The sequence below is a fragment of the Catenuloplanes atrovinosus genome (genome assembly GCF_031458235.1).
In the GTDB taxonomy this organism is placed as follows: Bacteria; Actinomycetota; Actinomycetes; order Mycobacteriales; family Micromonosporaceae; genus Catenuloplanes; species Catenuloplanes atrovinosus.
In genome coordinates this window covers 4,804,801-4,822,463 of record NZ_JAVDYB010000001.1, presented here as the reverse complement: position 1 = coordinate 4,822,463, position 17,663 = coordinate 4,804,801, and the positions used below count along the sequence as shown (strand labels likewise).

The window sequence follows — 17,663 nt, the reverse complement described above, 5'->3', positions numbered from 1 at the left end:
CCGCGGGAATCGCAACACCCACCGGTACGCCTGGACGAGGCCGGTAGTGCCGGGAGATCGACTCGCGGTCGTGCCCGCGCCGGCCGAGTCTCGCGGCCGTCAGGGCCGAACGATGCCACGGAGAATCCCGGGTCTCGCCGGGTGGTGCGCTCAGGGCAGCTTCGGCCGGAGCAGCCGGGCCACGTCCAGTTCCCGGCCGCGATAGTCGGGGCGTTCCTCCACGTGCCACACCCAGGACAGCACGCACAGCACGAAACCCCAGGCCAGGACGCGATCGTACGGCAGCGTCAGCCCATCCGCGATCTGCTCGACCCGGGCCGGGGCGAGCCGGGTCAGCGCGTCGTCGCGGACCCACGGATCGGGGTTGTAGAGGAACGCGCCCGCCTCGCTCGCCGGATCGCCGGTGCGGCCGTGCGGGTCGATCGCCAGCCACGGCTCGCGCGTACCGGTCAGGATGTTGTCGTGGTGCAGGTCGCCGTGCAGCACCACGCGCGCGGTGGCGCTCGCGCACAGCTCCCGGTGCACGCCGAGCGCGGTGGCCACCAGCCGGTCGTCCGGGTGCCGGGCCAGGTGCGCGGCGAGGTCGTCCGCGTGCGCCTCGACCGGCTCCAGCGCGGCATCCGGCACCGCCAGCGGGCGGTGCAGGCGGCGGGCCACGTCGACGAAGCGCGCCGTCGCGGCCTCGTCGTCGTGCGGGACCAGCGTGCGCAGGCTCGTGCCGGGCACGACGCGCTCCAGCAGCAGCGCACCGTCCGCGTCGTCGTGAGCGAGCAGCCGCACCGCGCCGCGGCCGGCGAACCGGGTCAGCGCGGCCCGCTCCGCGCTGATGTGCCCGGCCGAGGGGAGGCCGAGCTTGAGCACCGCGGCCTCGCCGCCGGCACGGCGGACCGGCGCGACCCAGTTGAACCGCAGCGGGTACGGCGGGCCGACGCCCAGCTCCCACCGCGCCGCCACCGCCTCGACGCGGGTCGGAAGCGTGTCCAGCCAGCGGGCGCCCTCGTCGCCCCAGTTGCCGATCACGGTGCGGCGAAACGTCTCGGTGACCACGGTCGCGAGCCTAGACGAGCTGAGTAGGCACGCTCAGGACCACGGCCACGGCGCCCGGCAGGATCTCCGGTCATGGAGAACAATCTGGTGTGGACGGTGGTCGTGGGCATTCCGGACGGGGCGGGGGCCGCTGGGGCTCCGGGCGGTGAGGGAATCCCGGACGGGGTGGCGCTCCCGGCCTGAGGTCAGGCCGCGTTCGCGGGGCGGCGGGTGACCGGGGCGGGCGGCTCGGGCGCGGGCGGGGGCGCCGGGACGTCCGCCGGCGGCCGGTGCAGCAGGAACAGCAGCTCGGCGCCGAGCGTGAGCGTGCTGATGAAGGTGAGCGCGGCGCCGGTGATCGCGGCCACCACGACCAGCCACAGCGCCTCGCCGAACGCGGCCGGGACGGTGCTGCCGACCGCGGCGATCGGGCCGGCCGCGGCCAGCACGGCGGGGCCGGCCAGCACGGTCAGCGCGAGACCGGCCGACCAGTACCCGGCGACGGCGTGCTCCGTCGGCGTGCGGCGGGTGAGCCGGTTGCCCGCGATCGCGAGCGCCACCGGCGGGGTGAGCGCGGCCAGCCAGAGCAGGAACACGGAGAGCCCGTCCATCGCCTCAGCGTAAGGGTGGCTCGCAAGCGACCTCCAGGCGCAGCGCCACCGGGTCGCCGATCTCCAGGCCCTCGGCCCGCCGCGTGGCCGTGCGGATCGGCACGAGGTAGCGGCCGTCCTTGGGCCACAGCGCGGTGTCCCAGGATGTTCCTCCGATGTGGACCGTGGCGGGGATCATGCCCCAGCCGTACGAGACCACGGGAGCGACCTCGCGCAGCACGGCGCAGGCGTCCTCCGGCACGGTCACGAAGTGCCACGGCGCCGGACCCCGCCAGAACCACAGCTCACCGCTGAACTCGAGGTCCACGGCCGATCACGCCAGCGTGGCCGGGTCGGTGTTGGCGCCGCAGAGCACCACCGCCACCCGCTCGCCGTCGGACGGCGTGTAGGCGCCGGCGGTGAGCGCGGCCATCGCGGCCGCGGCGCTGTGCTCGACCGTGATGCGGTAGTGGTCCCACAGGTGCCGCCGGGCCGAGGTCAGGTCGTCGTCCTCGACGATCAGCGACCGTACGCCGGTGCGCCGCGCCACCTCGAACGCGATGTCACCCACCCGGCGGGCGCCGAGCGCGTCCGCGGCCACGCCGGAGACCGGCACGTCCACCGGCCGCCCGGCGGCGAGCGCGTCGTGCAGCGACCGCGCGCCGGTCGGCTCCACCCCGATCACCCGCGCCCGGCCCTCCAGCGCGGCCGCCACGCCGGCCAGCAGCCCGCCGCCGCCGACCGCGACCAGCACCGTGTCCACGCCGCCGGTCTGCTCCCACAGCTCCACCGCGAGCGTGCCCGCGCCCGCGGCCATCTCCGGGTGGTCGTACGGGTGGCAGAACGTGGCGCCGGTGTCGGTGACCCGCTTCTGCGCCGCCTCGTACGCCTCCGCGAACTCGTTGCCGGTCTGCACCACCACCGCGCCCAACTCGTGCAGCCGCCGCACCTTCGCGGGCGAGGAGATCACCGGCACGTAGATCTCGGCCGGCACGCCGAGCTGCGCGGCCGCGTACGCCACCGCGATGCCCGCGTTCCCGCCCGAGGCGGCGACCACGCCGGCGTCGGACAGCTCGCCGGACTCGGCCGCGGCCAGGATCCGGTTCAGCGCTCCGCGCGCCTTGAACGTGCCGGTGTGCTGCAGGTACTCCAGCTTGAAGACGGCCGCGCCGGAGTCCGCCACCGGCAGCACCGGGGTGTGCCGCACCCGTCCGCCGATCCGCGCCGCCGCCGCGTCCACATCCGCCCGAGAGATCATGGGTTCAGCCTATGACCAGCGGGGCCCGTCGATCCGTACCGGTGTGCGACCTTGGCCCGATCTCACCGATTGTCGGCCTGTTTCGACGCGCTGCGCCCGGACTTCGGTAATTCGTCGGTTGGCTCGGATTCGACGAACTTGGCGCCACTATCCGGCAACAGTCGGAAGTCGCGCGGGTGTCCCGGAGGGTACGCCGGGCCGTTAGATTGGCGGCCCTGAGACGCAACCGGGGAGGGACCATGCGGTCGGCGCGCCGAATCCTGTCCGTCGTCCTGGCGGCGGTCACGGCGGCCGGCCCGATCGCGGTGCACGACCACCACGCGCCGCCCGCCGAGGGGCGCGCGCTGCCCGCCGCCGCCGCGGCCGTGCCCACCGGGTTCCGGGAGCAGACCGTGTTCACCGGGCTGGACCAGCCGATGAACATCGAGTTCGCGCCGGACGGCCGGGTGTTCGTGGCGGAGAAGGCCGGGCGGATCAAGGTGTTCGACAGCCTCGCCGACCCGACGCCGGCCGTGTTCGCCGACCTCCGGGCCAACGTGCACAACCTGCACGACCGCGGGCTGCTCGGTCTCGCGCTGCACCCGGACTTCCCGGCGGTGCCGCACGTCTACGTGCTCTACGCCTACGACGCGCCGCCCGGCCGGACCGCGCCGTACTGGAACGACAGCTGCGCCGGCGTGGGCGGCAACGCCGGCGGGCGATGCGTGGTCACCAGCCGCCTGTCCCGGCTGGACGCGTCCGGCGCGGAGACCGTGCTGATCCAGGACTGGTGTCAGCAGTACCCGAGCCACTCCACCGGCGACCTGCACTTCGGCGCGGACGGCATGCTCTACGCCAGCGCCGGCGACGGCGCCAACTACGGCGTGGTCGACTACGGGCAGCTCGGCAGCCCGGCCAACCCGTGCGCGGACGCGCCGGGCGGCACGATGGCGCCGCCGGGCGCGGAGGGCGGCGCGCTGCGCTCCCAGGACGTGCGCACGCTCGCGGACCCGACCGGCCTGGACGGCACGCTGGTGCGCCTGGACCCGGCGACCGGCGCCGGCGCGGGCGGCAACGCGCTGGCCGCCAGCCCGGACCCGAACGCGCGCCGGATCGTCGCGTACGGCCTGCGCAACCCGTACCGGTTCGCGATCCGGCCGGGCACCAACGAGGTCTGGCTCGGCGACGTCGGCTGGAACGCCTGGGAGGAGATCAACCGGGTGACCGACCCCGGGACCGGGCCGGTCAACTTCGGCTGGCCCTGCTTCGAGGGCGCGGCGCGGCAGGGCGGCTACGACGGCGCGAACCTGACCATGTGCGAGAGCCTGTACACCTCGGGCGGGCAGACCGCGCCGTTCTACGCCTACCACCACGACGCCGCGGTGGTCTCCGGCGAGACCTGCCCGACCGGCGGCTCGTCCGTCTCCGGCGCCGCGTTCTACCCGGCCACCGGCGGTGACTACCCGGCCGCGTACCGGGGCGCGCTGTTCTTCTCCGACTACACCCGCGACTGCGTCTGGGCGATGCTGCCGGCCACCCCGGGCGGGGCGCCCGACCCGGCGAGCCGCCGCACGTTCGTGGCGCCCGCGGCGAACCCGGTGGACCTGGCGATCGGCCCGGGCGGCGACCTGTACTACGCGGACGCGGCCGGCACGGTGCGCCGGATCCGCTACTTCGAGGGCAACCAGCCGCCGTCCGCGGTCGCGTTCGCGTCGCCCACCTCCGGCGCCGCACCGCTGACCGTGACCTTCGACGCGACCGGCTCGTCCGACCCGGACCCGTCCGACGCCGGGCTGCTCCGCTACGCCTGGGACTTCACCGACGACGGTACGGTGGACGCGACCACGCCGACCGCGTCGTACACGTACCCGGACGGCGGTCCGTACACGGCGCGGCTGACCGTCTCCGACTCGCTCGACGCGCACGACACCGTCACGCTGGCGATCTCCAGCGGCAACACGCCGCCGGAGCCGGTGATCGACACCCCGTCCGGCTCACCCACCTTCGCGGTCGGCGAGACGATCACGTTCACCGGCCGTGCCACCGACGCGCAGCAGGGCACGCTGCCCGCGTCCGCGCTGCGCTGGCGGCTGCTCCAGCACCACTGCTACACGCCACAGAGCTGCCACGTGCACGTGGCGCAGGAGTGGAACGGCGTGGCCGGCGAGGCGTTCCCGGCGCCGGACCACGACTACCCGTCGTACCTGGAGCTGGAGCTGACCGCCACCGACGCGGGCGGGCTCAGCGTGGTCACCACCCGCCGGCTGGAGCCGCGGACCGTGGACCTGACGTTCGTCACCAGCCCGCCCGGGCTGCAGGTGACCGTCAACTCGACCGTGCGCACCACCCCGTTCACCACCACGGTCATCCAGGGCTCGGCGAACACGGTCAGCGCGGTCACGCCGCAGGCCGGCCACGCGTTCTCCGCCTGGTCGCACGGTGCCGGGCAGACCCACGTGATCACCGCGCCGGCGGCGCCGGCCACGTACACGGCGACCTACGTCAAGCAGCGGCTGCCGCGGTCCGGGCTGAAGATCAGGTCGGTGAGCACGCAGGAGACCGTGGACGAGACCGCGCCCGCCACCCGCGTGCTGGACGGCCACCCGGGCACGTACTGGCACACCGAGTGGGGCGCGTTCCTGGCCCGGTACCCGCACGAGATCCAGCTCGACCTGGGCGGCTCCTACAAGGTCACGGACGTGTACTACCTGCCCCGGCAGAACCTGTCGCACGGCCGGATCGCGAACTACGAGATCTACGTCTCCGCCGACGGCACGAACTGGGGCACGCCGGTCGCCACCGGCACCTGGCCGGACACCACGGCCGAGCAGACCGTGACGTTCCCCGCGAAGACCGGGCGGTACGTACGGATTCGCGCGCTCTCCGAGGTGGCGGGCCGGGCCTGGGCGTCCGTCGCGGAGCTGAACGTCGGCGGCGCACCCGGGTGACCATGCGCCGCCCGTGTAGGGTGGCGAGCCATGGCGACCGATCCGCTGCGCGCCGGGGATCCCAGGGAACTCGGCGGCTATCGGCTCCTCGGCCGGCTCGGCGAGGGCGGGATGGGAGCGGTCTACCTCGGCAGATCCGCTGACGGCCGGATGGTCGCGGTGAAGGCGATCCGCCCCGACCTGGCCAGCGAACCGGAGTACCGCGGCCGGTTCCGCAGCGAGGTCAACCGGGCGCGGCAGGTGCCGCCGTTCTGCACCGCGGCCGTGCTCGACGCGGACCCGGAGCACACCACGCCGTACCTGGTCGTGGAGTACGTGGACGGTCCCAGCCTGGCCGAGGTGGTCGCGGACCGCGGGCCGCTCACCGGCGGCGACCTGCACAGCGTGGCGATCGGCGTGGCCACCGCGCTGACCGCGATCCACGGCGCCGGCGTCATCCACCGCGACCTGAAACCGCGCAACGTGCTGTTCGCGCTCGGCACGCCCAAGGTGATCGACTTCGGCATCGCGCAGCCGTTCGAGGCGACCAGCCACCACACGCGCACCAACCAGATGGTGGGCACGCTGGCGTACATGGCGCCGGAGCGGTTCGACGCGGACACCACCGCGATCGGGCCGGCCTCGGACGTGTTCGCCTGGGGCGTCGTGGTCACCTACGCCGGCACCGGGCGCACGCCGTTCGCCGCGGACTCCGCCGCCGCCACCGCGGGCCGCATCCTCACCCAGCCGCCGGAACTGGGCGCGCTGCAGTCGCCGCTGCGCGAGATCGTGGCGCGCACGCTGGCCAAGGACCCGGCCGACCGGCCCACCGCGCCCGAACTGCTGGAGCTGCTGCTCGACACCGGATCGCACAGCGTGCCGGACCTGACCGCCCGCCCCGAGGTGCAGCGCGCCGCCCACGCGGTCCGGGCACGCGGCCGGCGCGGGCGGCGCCACCGCCGGCTGGGCGCGGCCGTGCTCGCCGGCGTCGCCGCCGCCGCGGTGCTGGGCGCCGCGGGCGCGTGGGCGTTCCAGGACCGGGACGCGCCCGTCGCGGCGCCACCCGGCCTCACGCCCGTGGTCACCGAGCCGCCGCTGCTCGGCAACGGCCCGGTGATCATCGACCCGCTGGACCGGCCCGGCCAGTGGCCCGCGTCCGCGGACTGCACGTACACCGGCGGCCGCCTGGTCGCCGACGGCGTCGAGCCGGTGTGGACCGCGTGCGACGGCCCGCAGGACATGTTCGCCGGCGACCAGTCGATCTCCGTCACGGTGACGCTGCTGGAGCCGGGCAGCTGCGCGTTCGTCGGCTTCCGCAAGACCGACGACCTCACCGGGTACGCGGCGTCGCTCTGCGCGGACGCGATCACGATCGAGCGGCACGCCGACGACCGCGCCGAGGACCTGGCGACCGTGCCGGCCACCGCGCTGGCCGGCGACGGCGAGCACCGCGTCCGCATCCTGATCCGCGACGACGTGGCCACCGTCACGGTCGACGGCCACGATCTCGTCCAGGCGCCGGTCAACGACCGCCGCCTGGTCACCGGCTGGATCCGGCTCGGCGTCGAGGCCGACCTGGGTCACGAGACCGGCAGCGCGGCCTTCGAGGATGTGGAGATCCGTACGCTGTGAAGAGGCTCATCCCGCTCCTGCCCGCGCTGCTGCTGCTGGCGGCGTGCGGCTCCACTCCGGACGGTGCCGTCGCGCCCACCGGCGCCCCGTCCGCCGCCGGCTCCGCCGCCCCGCCCCCGCCCGCGTTCACCGACGTGACCCGCGGCGACACCGACTCGATCGTGCGGCTGCTGCGGTTCACGCCCGGGAAGAACCAGGCCGTCGTGGTGGAGCCGGTCATCTTCATGACGAACCCGGACTTCTGCGAGACCTTCCGCATCCCGGCCGACGACAAGCGCTGCGGGTACGCCTGGAGCACCGCGGACAGCGAAGCGAAGATCACGCTGCCGCGCGCGGACGACGCGGTCCTCGCCCTGGTCGACCAGTCCGACCTGAGCGCCTGCATGGACGACAAGGGCGCCGGCTCCTGCGAGGTCTCCGACACCGACTTCGCCAACCGGGTCGGCGACGGCACCCACCTGGTCCGCCTCACCACCAAGGACGGCGTCGCCACCCGCCTGGCCGAGCTCTACCTCCCGTAGCCGCGGCGCCCGGCGCCGCCGATCGCTGGTCTCCGGCACCGCACTCGAAGCCTCGGCGCGGCGGCACCCGGGGCGAGGCCGCGGACTCTCCGCCGGCGCGGCCCGCGGGCCGCGCGGTCGGGCGGCCCGCGGGGGTCACCCGGGTCAGAGGCGGGTGGCGGCGATGTCGGTGACGAGGATGGCGCGGGCGCCGATCTCGTAGAGCTCGTCCATGATGCGGTGCATGTCGGTGCGCTGGACCATGGCCTGGACCGCGACCCAGCCCTCGCGGTGGAGCGGGGAGACCGTGGGGGACTCGATGCCGGGGGTGAGCGCGGTGGCCTGCTCGAGCAGGTCGGCGCGGACGTCGTAGGCGAGCATCACGTAGCGGCGGGCGACCAGGACGCCCTGGAGGCGGCGGAGGAGCTGGGCGGTGCCGGGCTTCTCGTCGGCGGGGGCGAGGGAGCGGCCGATCAGGATGGCGGACGAGACGAGCAGGGGCTCGCCGACGGTGACCAGGCCGGCCTGGCGGAGCGTGGCGCCGGTCTCGACGACGTCGGCGATGACGTCGGCGACGCCGAGGCGGATGGCGTTCTCGACGGCGCCGTCCAGGCGCACCACGGTGGCCTTCAGGTCGTTCTCGGCCAGGTAGTGGCCGACGACGCCGGGGAACGCGGTCGCCACCCGGCGGCCGTCGATCTCGGCGACGCTCTGCAGCGTCTCGGGGCGGGCGGCGAACCGGAACTGGGCCTTGCCGAACGACAGGTCCATGATCTCGGTGGCCGGCGCGCCGGAGTCGAGCAGCAGGTCACGGCCGGTGATGCCGAGGTCGAGGTCGCCGGAGCCGACGTAGACGGCGATGTCACGGGGGCGCAGGTAGAAGAACTCGACGTCGTTGGCGGGGTCCTGGCAGACCAGGTCGCGGTCGTCGCCGCGCTGGCGGTAGCCGGCCTCGCGCAGCATCTCGATGGCGGGACGGGAGAGGGCGCCCTTGTTGGGCACGGCGATGCGAAGCATCAGGACTCCAGGGAGGGGAAGGGAACCGACCGGACTGAGCGATCAGAGATGCCGGTAGACGTCCTTGAGCTCCAGCCCGCTGGCGAGCATCAGCACCTGCGCCTGGTAGAGCAGCTGTGAGATCTCCTCGGCGGCCCGCTCCGGGCCCTCGTGCTCGGCCGCCATCCACGCCTCGGCCGCCTCCTCGACGACCTTCTTGCCGATGGCATGGACGCCGCGCTCGACCGCCGCCACGGTGCCGGACCCGGGAGTCCCGGCGGCCACCTTTGCCTGCAGTTCCGCGAACAGCTCGTCGAAGGTCTTCACGGGAGACGATTCTCGCAGCACCCTTCCGCCCCACCACACCCGGGCAGCCAATATGCTTCGGACCATGCGCAAAACCTCCGTGCCCGCCGTCGCCCTGCTGCTCGTCACGGTCGCCGGGGTGTCCGCGTGCGCGCCGGAGGACTCCGGCGAGGGCGCGGCGCCGGCGGCGTCCACCGGTCAGAGCTGCGCGCCGGCCGGGCTCAAGACGCTCACCGCGGGGAAGCTGACGATCGGCACCGACCAGCCGGCGTATGAGCCGTGGTTCAAGGACGACAAGCCGGAGAGCGGCGAGGGCTTCGAGTCCGCGGTGGCGTACGCGGTCGCCACCCAGCTCGGCTACACCCGGGATGACGTGGTGTGGACGCGGGTGCGGTTCGACAGCGCGATCGCGCCGGGGCCGAAGTCGTTCGACATCGACATCAACCAGTTCTCGATCACCGAGGAGCGGCGCAAGGCGGTCGACTTCTCGTCGCCGTACTATCTGGTCCGGCAGGCGATCGTGGCGAAGAACTCGTCGCCGATCGCGGGCGTGACCGATCTGGCCGGGCTGAAGGACGCGAAGCTGGGCGCCCAGGTCGGCACGACCAGCTACCAGGCGATCACGGACCTGGTGAGGCCGAGCCAGCAGGCGCAGGTGTTCAACACGAACGACGACGCCAAGCAGGCCCTGGAGAACGGCACGATCGACGGGCTGGTGGTGGACCTGCCGACCGCGTTCTACATGACCGCGGCCGAGCTCACCGACGCGAAGATCGTGGGTCAGCTGCCGCAGGTGGGCGTGCCGGAGCAGTTCGGCATCGTGCTGGACCAGGGCTCGCCGCTGACCGGCTGCGTGTCGCAGGCGGTCGACGCGCTGCGCACCGCCGGCACGCTGACCGCGCTGGAGAAGCAGTGGCTGGCCCAGGTGGCGGGCGCCCCCGAACTGTCATGACCGCGGACGTCCACACGCCGAGCGAGATACAGCGGGCCCGGGTCGCGTACCGGCGCACGCAGACGATCCGGTCGGTGATCGTCGGCGCGGTCTCCACCGCGGTGCTGGGTGTGCTGGTCGTGGTGGTGGTGACCGGGTCGCCGGGCTGGCCGCGCGTGCAGGCGTCGTTCTTCGACCCGGGGGTGGCGGCGGACTCGCTGCCGGCGATCCTGCGCGGGCTGTGGCTGAACGTGCGGCTGCTGGTCGTGTGCGCGATCGGCGCGCTGCTGCTGGGCCTGCTGATCGCGGTGCTGCGGACGACGCGCGGCGCGGTGCTGTTCCCGCTGCGCGCGCTGGCGGCCGGGTACACGTACACGCTGCGCGGCATGCCTTTGATCATCGGGTTGTACCTGCTGACGTTCGGCGTGCCGGGACTGCGCTTGCAGGGCACGCCGAGCGTGCTGGTGCTGGGCGCGATCGCGCTGATCATCACGTACGCGGGGTATCTGGCCGAGGTGTTCCGGGCCGGGATCGAGTCGATCCACCCGAGCCAGTGGTCGGCCGCGCGGTCGCTGGGGCTGACGTACCGGCAGACGATGCGGCACGTGGTGCTGCCGCAGGCGGTGCGGCGGGTGGCGCCGCCGCTGCTGAACGACATGGTGGCGTTGCAGAAGGACGTGGGTCTGGTCTCGGTGGCCGGGCTGGTCGACGCGGTGCGGGCCGCGCAGATCGAGACCGCGAACGCGTTCAACTTCACGCCGTACGTGGTGGCGGCCGTGCTGTTCGTGCTGCTGGCGATCCCGCTGATCGCGGTGACGGACCTGGTGACGCTGCGCGCGGCGCGGCGGCAGAGCGCGGGCGGGCGGTGAGCGGCGGTGGCGCGCGGCGACGATGACGACGAGCTGAGCTTCAGCGCGCGACTGGACCGCGACCGGCTGGACCGGCGCGCGGACGGCGGCGACGAGTCCCGGGTGGCGGACTTCGACGCGGCACGGCAGCGGCGCGAGCGGGCCCGGGAGCGGGCGCTGCGCCGGTCCACCGGCGCGTTCCCGGCGGTGCCGGAAACCCCTTCGGAGCAGTCGGGGGGTACGGACGACAGCCTCTACGACGCGCCCGCGCCGAACAGCCGGGGCCGGCGCCGCAGCGAGCGCCAGGGGGACGAGACGGAGTCTCCCTCGGGCGGCTACGCCCGGTTCGCGACGCGGGACGCGAACACCTCTGACGAACCGCCACGGGAGGGCGCGGATGCGTACCCCCGCATGCCCGTGGAGGAGACGGCCGCGGAACGCGAGTCGCGGCTGGTGGACGAGCGGCCGCGGCGGTCGCGGCATGCGGCGCCGCCGGAGGCGGGCGACGAGCCGCCGGCACGGCGGACCCGGCGCGAGCGGGACGAGCTGAGCGACACCGCGGCCGGGCTGGTGCGGTCGATCCGGACCGAGGACGACGCCATGCCGGAGGTGGCGTACGTGCCGGTACCGACGCAGCCGGCACTGTCCTGCTCCGGGCTGCGCAAGTCGTTCCGCGGCGGGCTGGTGCTCCAGGATCTCGACCTGGAGGTGGCCGAGCACGAGGTGGTGGTGCTGATCGGCGCGTCCGGCTCGGGCAAGTCGACGCTGCTGCGCTGCATCAATCTGCTGGAGGAGATCGACGACGGCACGATCCTGCTGGACGGCGAGCACATCACCGACCCCAGGGTCGATCCGGACACGGTACGCCGCAAGATCGGCATGGTGTTCCAGTCGTACAACCTGTTCCCGCACCTGACCGTGTTGCAGAACATCACGCTGGCGCCGGAACGGGTGCACCGCCGGCGACGGGCCGAGGTGGAGGCCGAGGCGCGCACCTGGCTGGAGCGCGTCGGCCTGGGCGACAAGGCGCGGGAGTACCCGGACCGGCTCTCCGGCGGCCAGCAGCAGCGCGTCGCGATCGTGCGCGCGCTGGTCAACTCGCCGCGGCTGCTGCTGCTCGACGAGGTCACGTCCGCGTTGGACCCGGAGCTGGTCGGCGAGGTCCTCTCCATGATCAAGGACCTGAAGACCGAGGGCATGACGATGATCCTGGCCACCCACGAGATGGCGTTCGCGCGCCAGGTGGCCGACCGGGTGTGCTTCCTGGACGGTGGCCGGATTCTGGAACAGGGGCCGCCGGAGCGGGTGTTCGGCTCGCCGCAGCATCCGCGCACCCGCCAGTTCCTGCGCCGGATCATCGAGGCGGGTCGGCTCTAGGACCGAGTCGTCCCCGGGACAGCGGAAATCGGGCCGTCCGGGGATCATGTCCGGTATGAGGACATTCCGGTCGTCGTCGTGGTTGCCGTGGCTGGCACTGATCGTCGCCGGGGCGGCCGGCATCGCGATGCGGGAGGCGTCCGGCCTGCTGGCGCGACTGCAGCTGGCGGGCGCGCCGGCGTACGGCGCGGGTGCGCTGAACGGCTGGCCGGGCCTGCCGTGGGAGCACCGCGAGATCACCGAGGCGATCACCGCCTGGTCGGCGCGGACCGCGGGCACCGACCTGCACGGCCCGGCGCTCGGCTGGCTGTACTGGTACGCGGCGCTGGACGCGCTGCTGTTCGTCCCCGCGTACGCGGTGCTGCTGTTCGCCGCGCTTCGCGCGGTCGGCTACGGACGCCGGCCGGCCCGGTGGCTGGTCGCGCCGGTCGCGGTCGCGGACCAGGGCGAGACACTGTGGACACTGGTCGCGGTCGGCGGCCTGGACGGACCGCCGGACGGCGCCGCCGCCACGCTCCTCGCGCTGTTCAGCCTGGCGAAGTGGACGGCGACCGCGCTCGCGGCCGGCGCGGTGCTGCTGCGCTGGCTCCCCGCGGACGTCGGCCCGCCGCCGCCCGGTCGCGGCGACCGCGTCTGGCGCCGCCACCGCATCCAGCTCGCCGCCGTGGCCACGCTGTTCCTGGCGCTGGTCGCGCCGCTCGGCGGCCCGCTGGACCAGGGCCCGGACATCGTCCGGGCCTGGACCGACCAGGGCTTCTCGCCGGTACGGGTGATCGGCCCGCTGGCCGGCACGCTGCTGCTCTGCGTGGCGCTGTGGGTGGCCGGCCGGTGGGCGCTGCTGGACGGCACCGCACCGGAGCGACGGCCCGGCCGCTCGTGGTTCTCGCTGATCGCGGGCGCGGTCCTGGCCGCGGTCTTCCTGATCCTGCGCTTCGTGGCCGGCCTCGACATGGGCCTCAACCTGCTCGCCGTCGCGCTGATCCTGATCGCGGTCGGCGGGACGAGCTGGCTGATCACCCGGTTCTTCCCCAGCACCTGGCTGCTCTCCGTCAAGGACACCGTCACCGACCATCCCGGCGACCGCTGGGAGCGGGTCCGCTACCTGGGCCGCTGCCTGAGCGTCGCGCCGCTGGTCGCGCTGGGGCTGCTGCTGGTGCGCGCGTTCAGCGGGCCGGTGCTGCTGGCCCACACCGGCGGCATACCGGCCGGTACGGCGTGGGCGTGGCTGCTGACCGGCGCGCTCCTGGCCGTGGCCGGCGCGCCGTTGGCCGCCTGGGGCATCGCCCGGCTGGAGCGCGGCTGGATCGACGCGACCGGTGTCCGCCGCCGGGTCGTGGTGCCGGACGTGGCCGGCATCGCGGTCGCGGTGCTCGGCGCGGCCGTCGCGGCCGGCGGGATGGCCGATCCGCGCGCCACCGGCGAGGGCCTGCGGGTGATCGGCCTGGTGACGACCGTGCTGGCCACGCTGGTGATCGTCTTCGGACGGGCGCAGCGCGCGGCCGAGGTGCGGCTGCCGACGCCGGTGTTCAGCCGGGTCAACCGCACGCCCGTCCTCACGTTCAGCCTGGTCACGCTGCTGCTCGCCGCGCAGTTCGACGCCGGCCGCTACCACAACGTGTCGGTCGCCGGGAACGGCGGCGCCCCGCCGCCCGCGGTCGCCGGCAGCGCGCTGGACGCGGCGTTCCGCGGCTGGCTGGACGCGGCCGGCGGCTGCGCGCCCGCGCCGGTCGCGGACGGCCGTCCCGCCGTGCCGCTGGTGCTGGTCGCGGCGCCCGGCGGCGGCGCGCGCGCCGCGTTCTGGACCGCTGCCGCGCTGGACAACCTCACCGACGAGGGTCTGCAGGGCCGCGGCCGCGGCGCCACCGCCTGCGGCGACCGGGCGATCTTCGCGATCAGCGGCGTCTCCGGCGGCAGCCTCGGCGCGGCCGTGTGGGCGTCGTCCCGCGGCCAGGACGGCGCCGCGGGCGTGCCGGTGTCCGAGACGCCGCTGGCCGCGCTGCTCGCCGCCGGCTTCTACCGCGACCTCCCGCACCTGCTGCACGGCATCGACGGCGCCGGCCCGACGCGGATCGCCGACCGCGCCCGGGTCCTGGAGTACGCCTGGGAGCAGGACAATCCCGCGCTGGCCGCGGACATGATGACCGTCGCGCCGGCCGGCACCGGCTGGCGGCCGCTGCTGCTGTTCAACGGCACCGCGGTGGAGACCGGCTGCCGGGTGGTCGTGGCGCCCATCCCGGCCGCGGTCAGCGGCGGACAGCGCGGCGACGAGCTGCCGAGCTGCCGGGCCGCGGCCGGACCCCCGGGCGGCACCGACTCCGGCCGGTTCGCGATCGGCGCGCTCGACGCCCGCGACTACCTGGCCGACCAGCCGGGCGGCGGCGACTGCATCGTGCCGGACGGCGCCACGCTGCGGCTGTCCACCGCCGCGCTGCTGTCCGCCCGGTTCCCGTACGTGACCCCGACCGGCGGCCTGGTGTCCTGCGCCGCCGGCGGGGACGTGTCCAAGACGTTCGACGTGGACGGCGGATACCTGGAGAACAACGGCATCGCGCTCGCGCTGGACCTGTGGCGCGGCCTGGAACCGCTGGTCGCCGCGCACAACCGCGCCGCCGGCCCCGGCGCGCCCGTGGTCGTGCCGATGCTGGTCGTGCTGGACAGCCACTACCAGCGGCGCGGCGTGCCCCCCGCCTCCGACCAGCCCACCGAACTGCTCGCGCCGCTCACCGCGTACCGGGCGCCGCACGAGGCCCACGACGAGCCGATCATGCTCCAGGACGCGCTGCTGGAACTCTCCGGCCCACCACCCGGCCTGAACTCCGGCACCCTCCGCGTCGGCGACGACCCGTGCGGCGGCAGCCGCGTCTTCCGCGTCGCCCCGGACGAACAGCCCGGCGTGGAGGCCCCGCTGGGCTGGGTCCTGTCCGACGCCGCCCGGCGCGACCTGTCCGCCGAACTGGACCGCCAGACCGCGTCCGGCGCCCGCTGCGCGACGATCCCGGAACGCGCGGCGGGCACGCTCGTCCCCGCCCTGGAACCGGGCGGCATGGCGACGGTCCTGCAGTTGCTGGGCGGCGCGCTCACCGTCCGCTGATCCGGCGGGGGTCAGCGGGGCTCGGCGAAGGAACTGCGGCAGGAGGTCGAGGGACCGGGGCCGGCGGTGCTCGGTTGCTCGATGCCGTCGATGGTGATGGCGCAGGTCAGGGAGGGCAGCGCGGTCATGGACACGGTGCCGGCGGAGGCGTCCAGGGTGGTCGACAGCGGCTGGCCGAACGCGGGGAACTTGATCCTCGTCGTCCAGGGCAGGTTGACCGTCTCCCGCACCGGCTCGCCGCCGAGCGGGTCGGTGTAGATGATCTGCGCCTGTCTCGTCCCCTTGCCGGTGACGGTCAGCACCATCTCGTGCGGCTTGCCGGTCGTGATGGCGCCGACGCCGGGCAGGCGCTCCAGAATCTTGCCGGCCAGCGTGGCCGTCGCCGTGCGCGGATCGAAGTCGGTGTCGTCGCGCGCGAAGCCGATGCTCAGGTTGAAGATCAGCGAGCCCTTGCGGACGGCGAGGTTCGAGTTGAGGCCGGCGGTGGTGAACCAGGTCTCGTCGGCGCCCGGCACGTCGTTCGTCTCGGCGGGAACGGTGTCCGTCCGTGTGTTGAGCATGTAATCGAAGTACAGCTCCGCCGACACCGGGTCCGGCTGGAGGATGAACGAGGCCCAGTGGTCGCCCAGCGCGTGACATCCGATGGCGTTCGGGCCGAGGTGCGGTGCCGGCTCGCGCTCCTCCCACCGCAGCGCGTGGACGCCCACGGCGAGGAAGTCGTCCGCGGTCAGCACGTCGCAGGTCGCCTCGGTGAGCTTGCCGTCGACGGGCTGCGGCCAGGCCGTCGGCGTCGCCGCCGGGTCCGGGCCGGCGCCGCCGTCGCCGCCGCCACCGCACGCGGTGAGGCACAGCGCGGCGGCGAGCGCGGCGAGAAGCCGCCGTGGTCGGTCCAGCATGATCGGGTCTCCCTCGCCGGTCGTTCGGAACGGGCAGCACAAGGAAAGACCATCGCGGGGCCGGACCGGCCCCTTCCCGGACCGGATCGGACGAATCGGTGCTTCCGGCCTGCTCACCACCCGTCCGCCGGACCGGCACACCGGAGGAGACCGGACGGAATCACCTGGAAGGGTCAGCCGGCGGACGGGTCGGTGTGGGTCCACCGGCTCGGAGGGTGATCGTCGGGGAGGAGCCAGAGGCTGGGCTGGGCGTCCCGGTTCGACGGGTCGGCGTCCGGTTCCCAGGGGAAGCGGCCCGCGCGGTCCGGCCACACGATCTGCGTCATCGGCATCGGGGGCCGCCGGCAGAAGTCGATGCCCGCGCCGAAGAAGCCGCGGTACCAGTGGGGGTGCACCCGGCGGACGATCACGTCGTACCCGGTCAGAACGTCGTCGCGGCGCTCGCCGTCGAGCAGCGTGTCGCCGTCGCGGAGCAGGTTGCCGACCACGTTGACGATGCGCATCCCGAGGCGGGCCGGGAGGCCGAAGACGCACACCTCGGGGGCGCGGAGCGTGTGCCAGAGGCCGGTGGAGTAGGCCCAGTCCGGGGTCGGGTCGCCGGCCACGCCGGTGACGTTCCAGCCGTACCGGCGGATCTTGTCGGCCATGGTCCGGTCCCGGGCGTCCCAGGACTCCTCGGGGTACGTGGGCGGGGCGGCGCAGAGCAGGCAGTGGCAGGATTGATCATCCACGCGGTGAGGGTAGCGCCGGCGTACCCCTGACAGGCTTGCGGCTCGGGGGTTTGCGACACTCGACGGATGAGCGAGACCGAGGTCGTGCGGCTGCGTCCGCAGCGGGTGCGGGTCGTCTGCTATGTCGCGGCGGCGGCGGTGGTGGTCGTGTTCACGCTGGTCGGGCTGGGGTTGTCCGGGCGAATCAACGACGAGACGGCGGCGGTGTTCCAGACCGGGGACCAGATCGCGATGATCGTGCTCGGGGTGCTGGCGGCGGCCGGGGTGCTGCTGTTCACCCGGCCCCGGGTGGAGGCGGACGCGAAGGGCATCCGGGTGCGGAACCTGCTCGGCGGCTACGAGTTGCCGTGGGAGGTGGTGCGCCGGATCCGGTTCGATCAGCACTCGCCGTGGGCGTTCCTGGAGCTGGCGGACGACGAGTCGGTCGCGGTGCTGGCGCTGCAGGCGGCGGATCGGGACTACGCGGTGCAGGGCGTGCGGGCGCTGCGGGCGCTGCACGCCAGGGCGACGGCCACGGCCTGACGGGGCCGGGCTCCCGAGCGGCGCGAACGACGCCCGGAAGCCCGGCGGGAACG

16 protein-coding genes are annotated in these 17,663 nt (G+C 74.3%); 8 read left to right on the top strand and 8 right to left on the bottom strand.

What is annotated here, in order from left to right; all coding sequences use genetic code 11:
* Window positions 1–150: 150 nt before the first annotated feature.
* The 4 genes from J2S41_RS21375 to J2S41_RS21360 all read right to left on the bottom strand — a co-directional run bounded on the left by J2S41_RS21375 (window position 151) and on the right by J2S41_RS21360 (window position 2,874).
* Window positions 151–1,047 (bottom strand): aminoglycoside phosphotransferase family protein, encoded by an 897-nt coding sequence (locus tag J2S41_RS21375; protein ID WP_310369853.1) that lies wholly within the window; start codon window positions 1,045–1,047, stop codon window positions 151–153.
* A 185-nt stretch (window positions 1,048–1,232) separates the two neighbouring features.
* Window positions 1,233–1,637: a hypothetical protein gene (locus J2S41_RS21370; protein WP_310369850.1), complete on the bottom strand. Its 405-nt coding sequence runs from the start codon at window positions 1,635–1,637 to the stop codon at window positions 1,233–1,235.
* 4 nt (window positions 1,638–1,641) lie between these two features.
* The gene (locus tag J2S41_RS21365) at window positions 1,642–1,944 is read right to left on the bottom strand and encodes a DUF1905 domain-containing protein (protein WP_310369848.1); all 303 of its coding nucleotides are present in this window, start codon (window positions 1,942–1,944) and stop codon (window positions 1,642–1,644) included.
* Between the two features lie 6 nt (window positions 1,945–1,950).
* Window positions 1,951–2,874, bottom strand: coding sequence for a serine/threonine dehydratase (locus J2S41_RS21360; RefSeq protein WP_310369845.1), 924 nt, complete (start codon window positions 2,872–2,874; stop codon window positions 1,951–1,953).
* Between the two features lie 239 nt (window positions 2,875–3,113).
* Between J2S41_RS21360 and J2S41_RS21355 the strand changes: the two genes are divergently transcribed.
* From J2S41_RS21355 to J2S41_RS21345, 3 genes are read left to right on the top strand one after another with little or no spacing between them, the layout of a single operon-like run.
* Complete coding sequence (locus J2S41_RS21355) at window positions 3,114–5,801, top strand: PQQ-dependent sugar dehydrogenase (RefSeq protein WP_310369844.1); 2,688 nt, start codon at window positions 3,114–3,116, stop codon at window positions 5,799–5,801.
* Window positions 5,802–5,831: 30 nt separating this feature from the next.
* Window positions 5,832–7,412: a serine/threonine protein kinase gene (locus J2S41_RS21350; protein ID WP_310369842.1), complete on the top strand. Its 1,581-nt coding sequence runs from the start codon at window positions 5,832–5,834 to the stop codon at window positions 7,410–7,412.
* On the top strand, window positions 7,409–7,933 hold the full coding sequence (locus tag J2S41_RS21345) for a hypothetical protein (protein WP_310369841.1): 525 nt from the start codon (window positions 7,409–7,411) through the stop codon (window positions 7,931–7,933). The genes J2S41_RS21350 and J2S41_RS21345 overlap by 4 nt, the downstream gene beginning before the upstream one ends.
* A 144-nt stretch (window positions 7,934–8,077) precedes the next feature.
* Here J2S41_RS21345 and hisG read toward each other — a convergent pair whose 3' ends face one another.
* Both hisG and J2S41_RS21335 read right to left on the bottom strand, forming a co-directional pair.
* Complete coding sequence (gene hisG / locus J2S41_RS21340; protein WP_310369838.1) at window positions 8,078–8,929, bottom strand: ATP phosphoribosyltransferase; 852 nt, start codon at window positions 8,927–8,929, stop codon at window positions 8,078–8,080.
* 42 nt (window positions 8,930–8,971) lie between these two features.
* Window positions 8,972–9,235, bottom strand: coding sequence for a phosphoribosyl-ATP diphosphatase (locus J2S41_RS21335; protein ID WP_310369836.1), 264 nt, complete (start codon window positions 9,233–9,235; stop codon window positions 8,972–8,974).
* Between the two features lie 64 nt (window positions 9,236–9,299).
* On the opposite strand from J2S41_RS21335, the gene J2S41_RS21330 reads away from it, so the two are divergent.
* The 4 genes from J2S41_RS21330 to J2S41_RS21315 all read left to right on the top strand — a co-directional run bounded on the left by J2S41_RS21330 (window position 9,300) and on the right by J2S41_RS21315 (window position 15,461).
* Window positions 9,300–10,166, top strand: a complete 867-nt coding sequence (locus tag J2S41_RS21330; RefSeq protein ID WP_310369835.1) for an ABC transporter substrate-binding protein — start codon at window positions 9,300–9,302, stop codon at window positions 10,164–10,166.
* The gene (locus J2S41_RS21325; RefSeq protein ID WP_310369833.1) at window positions 10,163–11,014 is read left to right on the top strand and encodes an amino acid ABC transporter permease; all 852 of its coding nucleotides are present in this window, start codon (window positions 10,163–10,165) and stop codon (window positions 11,012–11,014) included. The genes J2S41_RS21330 and J2S41_RS21325 overlap by 4 nt, the downstream gene beginning before the upstream one ends.
* A gap of 579 nt (window positions 11,015–11,593) precedes the next feature.
* The gene (locus J2S41_RS21320) at window positions 11,594–12,370 is read left to right on the top strand and encodes an amino acid ABC transporter ATP-binding protein (protein ID WP_310376439.1); all 777 of its coding nucleotides are present in this window, start codon (window positions 11,594–11,596) and stop codon (window positions 12,368–12,370) included.
* Between the two features lie 55 nt (window positions 12,371–12,425).
* Window positions 12,426–15,461 carry a hypothetical protein gene (locus J2S41_RS21315; RefSeq protein ID WP_310369830.1) on the top strand — a complete coding sequence of 1,012 codons (3,036 nt, stop codon included), beginning with the start codon at window positions 12,426–12,428 and terminating at the stop codon, window positions 15,459–15,461.
* Window positions 15,462–15,472: 11 nt separating this feature from the next.
* On the opposite strand, the gene J2S41_RS21310 is transcribed toward J2S41_RS21315, so the two are convergent.
* Together J2S41_RS21310 and J2S41_RS21305 are read right to left on the bottom strand one after the other, a co-directional pair.
* Window positions 15,473–16,357 carry a hypothetical protein gene (locus tag J2S41_RS21310; RefSeq protein ID WP_310369829.1) on the bottom strand — a complete coding sequence of 295 codons (885 nt, stop codon included), beginning with the start codon at window positions 16,355–16,357 and terminating at the stop codon, window positions 15,473–15,475.
* A 173-nt stretch (window positions 16,358–16,530) separates the two neighbouring features.
* Window positions 16,531–17,088, bottom strand: a complete 558-nt coding sequence (locus tag J2S41_RS21305) for a DUF4262 domain-containing protein (RefSeq protein WP_310369828.1) — start codon at window positions 17,086–17,088, stop codon at window positions 16,531–16,533.
* Between the two features lie 66 nt (window positions 17,089–17,154).
* Between J2S41_RS21305 and J2S41_RS21300 the strand changes: the two genes are divergently transcribed.
* Window positions 17,155–17,610, top strand: a complete 456-nt coding sequence (locus tag J2S41_RS21300) for a PH domain-containing protein (RefSeq protein WP_310369826.1) — start codon at window positions 17,155–17,157, stop codon at window positions 17,608–17,610.
* The last annotated feature ends 53 nt before the right edge of the window (window positions 17,611–17,663 follow it).

Coding starts and splice junctions, on each gene's coding strand:
- J2S41_RS21330 (WP_310369835.1), top strand. CDS start 9,300: ATGCGCAAAACCTCCGTGCCCGCCGTCGCCCTGCTGCTCGTCACGGTC.
- hisG (WP_310369838.1), bottom strand. CDS start 8,929: ATGCTTCGCATCGCCGTGCCCAACAAGGGCGCCCTCTCCCGTCCCGCC.
- J2S41_RS21315 (WP_310369830.1), top strand. CDS start 12,426: ATGAGGACATTCCGGTCGTCGTCGTGGTTGCCGTGGCTGGCACTGATC.
- J2S41_RS21355 (WP_310369844.1), top strand. CDS start 3,114: ATGCGGTCGGCGCGCCGAATCCTGTCCGTCGTCCTGGCGGCGGTCACG.
- J2S41_RS21370 (WP_310369850.1), bottom strand. CDS start 1,637: ATGGACGGGCTCTCCGTGTTCCTGCTCTGGCTGGCCGCGCTCACCCCG.
- J2S41_RS21360 (WP_310369845.1), bottom strand. CDS start 2,874: ATGATCTCTCGGGCGGATGTGGACGCGGCGGCGGCGCGGATCGGCGGA.
- J2S41_RS21320 (WP_310376439.1), top strand. CDS start 11,594: ATGCCGGAGGTGGCGTACGTGCCGGTACCGACGCAGCCGGCACTGTCC.
- J2S41_RS21350 (WP_310369842.1), top strand. CDS start 5,832: ATGGCGACCGATCCGCTGCGCGCCGGGGATCCCAGGGAACTCGGCGGC.
- J2S41_RS21300 (WP_310369826.1), top strand. CDS start 17,155: ATGAGCGAGACCGAGGTCGTGCGGCTGCGTCCGCAGCGGGTGCGGGTC.
- J2S41_RS21325 (WP_310369833.1), top strand. CDS start 10,163: ATGACCGCGGACGTCCACACGCCGAGCGAGATACAGCGGGCCCGGGTC.
- J2S41_RS21310 (WP_310369829.1), bottom strand. CDS start 16,357: ATGCTGGACCGACCACGGCGGCTTCTCGCCGCGCTCGCCGCCGCGCTG.